Below are 2,385 nucleotides of genomic sequence, written 5' to 3'. Positions count from 1 at the left end.
TCAGGACGGCGACTCAAGTCGCCGTGTCGTCTTTCATCCCCGCGCTAAAGCGACGGCGCTTTCAGACTCCCGCACTATTGTCGTAATGTCATGTGCATCTATCATACCATCAACCATGAATATGTCAATTAGCCCATCAAACTCCCTTTTAGTTACAGTTTGTTCACCAGTCGCTTAATATATTGCCCTCACCCTAAATCTGGATCCCATAGAGGGAGAGGGACTTTGAGAGGTGATCAGATGATTTCTGAACAGGCTGTAACTTGGCAACCACTGCCAATTTAGGGGGCTGGCTAACCCCTAAAATGGGAAAAGGTTAACAAACTTCAACTCAAGGCCATGACAACTTTTACCATCTTAGACTGGACTCTGGGCTTGTTCCTGGCGGGAATGACCCTATTATTTATTTTCCGCATTGTTTTGACCTGGTATCCCCAAGCCGAGTTAAATCAGTTTCCGTTTAATCTGATTTTCTGGCCAACGGAACCCTTTTTAGCCATCACCCGCAAAGTGATTCCCCCTTTGGGAGGCGTGGATATTACCCCGGTGATTTGGGTAGGGATTTTTAGCCTCCTGCGGGAATTGTTACTGGGACAACAGGGAATTCTGAGAATGATTGTTTAACGAGAAGGCAAATTTTTGTTCATCCACTGTTCCACAAAATTGGTGTAAACCTTACCCTCGAGAAACTCCGGGGTTTCCATAATTTTCTGATGAAAACTGATGGTTGTGGGAACTCCGGTAATAGCAAATTCACGCAAAGCGCGTTTCATCCTTACTATAGCCGCTGCCCGGTCAGGACCCCAGACAATTAGCTTACCAATGAGAGAATCGTAATAGGGGGGAATCTCATAATCGGTGTACACATGGGAATCAATCCTGACCCCATTACCCCCCGGTGGAAGATAGCCGCTGATGCGTCCGGGGTGTGGTCTAAAGTTGCGATCTGGATCTTCCGCATTAATCCGACATTCGATCGCATGACCCCTAAGCTGAATTTGATCTTGGGTGAGATGCAATTTTTGTCCTTGGGCGATGCGGATCTGTTGGGCGATTAAATCTAGCCCCGTTATCATTTCTGTTACCGGGTGTTCTACCTGGATACGGGTATTCATTTCCATAAAGTAGAACTTCCCATGGCGATCGAGTAAAAATTCTACTGTTCCCGCCCCGGTATAGTTAATTGATGCGGCTGCTTTCACCGCCGCCTCTCCCATTTTTCGCCGGAGTTCAGGATTTAAAGCCGGACTGGGCGCTTCTTCCAGTAGCTTTTGATGTCGTCGCTGAATTGAACAGTCCCTTTCCCCTAGGTGAATCACATTCCCAAATCCATCGGCTAAAATCTGAAATTCAATATGGCGGGGACACTCGATAAATTTCTCGATATATAAGCCTGGGTTTCCAAAGGCTGCTTCTGCTTCTCCTTGGGCGGCGGAAAATAGTTTCGGGAGTTCCTCGGCGCTTCGGACCAGTCGCATTCCCCGACCTCCTCCCCCGGCGGTGGCTTTGATAATTACTGGATAGCCAATTTTTTGGGCTATTTTTTGGGCAGCTTTGTCATTGGTGACTAAGCCTTCACTACCGGGAATGGTGGGAACACCGAAACGCTGCATGGTTTCTTTGGCTGTGGACTTATCTCCCATTGACCTAATCGCCTCCGGGGTTGGACCGATAAAGGCGATGTCGTGGTCAGCACAAATTTCCGCAAATCTGGCATTTTCCGCTAAAAAACCATAGCCAGGATGAATGGCGGTGGCGTTCCGGGTTAGGGCTGCGGAGATGATGTTGGGGATGTTTAGATAACTTTTGCTGCTACTGGGTTCGCCTATGCAAACAGCTTCGTCGGCTAACTGGACGTGCAAGGCATGGCGATCTACAGTGGAGTGGACGGCCACTGTGGCAATCCCCATTTCTTCACAACTTCGGAGAATCCGTAGGGCAATTTCCCCACGATTGGCAATCAGGATCTTTGAAAACCGCATTTTCGGTGGTGTTCGGGCAATAATCAGTTAGGATATGTTATTTTGGGACTTTGTGGAAGATACTACCCAAATTTGTTGGCAAAAAAAGTTTGGCAATTTTGGAGTTTGGTGCTACAATGGTAAATTAGCACACCGATGGGAAAAATCATTCCTAGTCCTCGGTTGTCTTCTGCGGATGTGGCGGAATTGGTATACGCGCACGTTTGAGGGGCGTGTGGCTTTGCCTTGCGAGTTCGAGTCTCGCCATCCGCATTTTACTTAAACCCCTATCCTGACTACTATCGCGGGAATTCACTTAACCCGATAGTCGTATCGTCACACTCAATATGCACTCCATTCAGTCTTAGTATACGGGACGATTGGTGCATATCCTTTAGCAACAAATCTTAATTATTGACGGGTT

Annotated in this window: 2 protein-coding genes and 1 tRNA gene; 2 read left to right on the top strand and 1 reads right to left on the bottom strand. The window is 47.6% G+C overall.

Translation table 11 applies throughout. From position 1 onward, the window contains the following. The first annotated feature begins 339 nt into the window (after positions 1 to 339). Positions 340 to 624, top strand: coding sequence for a YggT family protein (locus P5683_RS24165; RefSeq protein WP_006624885.1), 285 nt, complete (start codon positions 340 to 342; stop codon positions 622 to 624). Here P5683_RS24165 and accC read toward each other — a convergent pair. Next, positions 621 to 1,982, bottom strand: coding sequence for an acetyl-CoA carboxylase biotin carboxylase subunit (gene accC / locus P5683_RS24160; protein WP_006668217.1), 1,362 nt, complete (start codon positions 1,980 to 1,982; stop codon positions 621 to 623). The two genes, P5683_RS24165 and accC, sit on opposite strands and share 4 nt — an antisense overlap. 171 nt (positions 1,983 to 2,153) lie before the next feature. Here accC and P5683_RS24155 point away from each other — a divergent pair. Further along, positions 2,154 to 2,234, top strand: a tRNA-Leu gene (locus P5683_RS24155). Positions 2,235 to 2,385 lie beyond the last annotated feature (151 nt).

The sequence above is a fragment of the Limnospira sp. PMC 1279.21 genome (assembly GCF_032349615.1).
Classification (GTDB): domain Bacteria; phylum Cyanobacteriota; class Cyanobacteriia; order Cyanobacteriales; family Microcoleaceae; genus Limnospira; species Limnospira fusiformis.
This window is presented reverse-complemented; position numbering and strand designations above follow the sequence as displayed.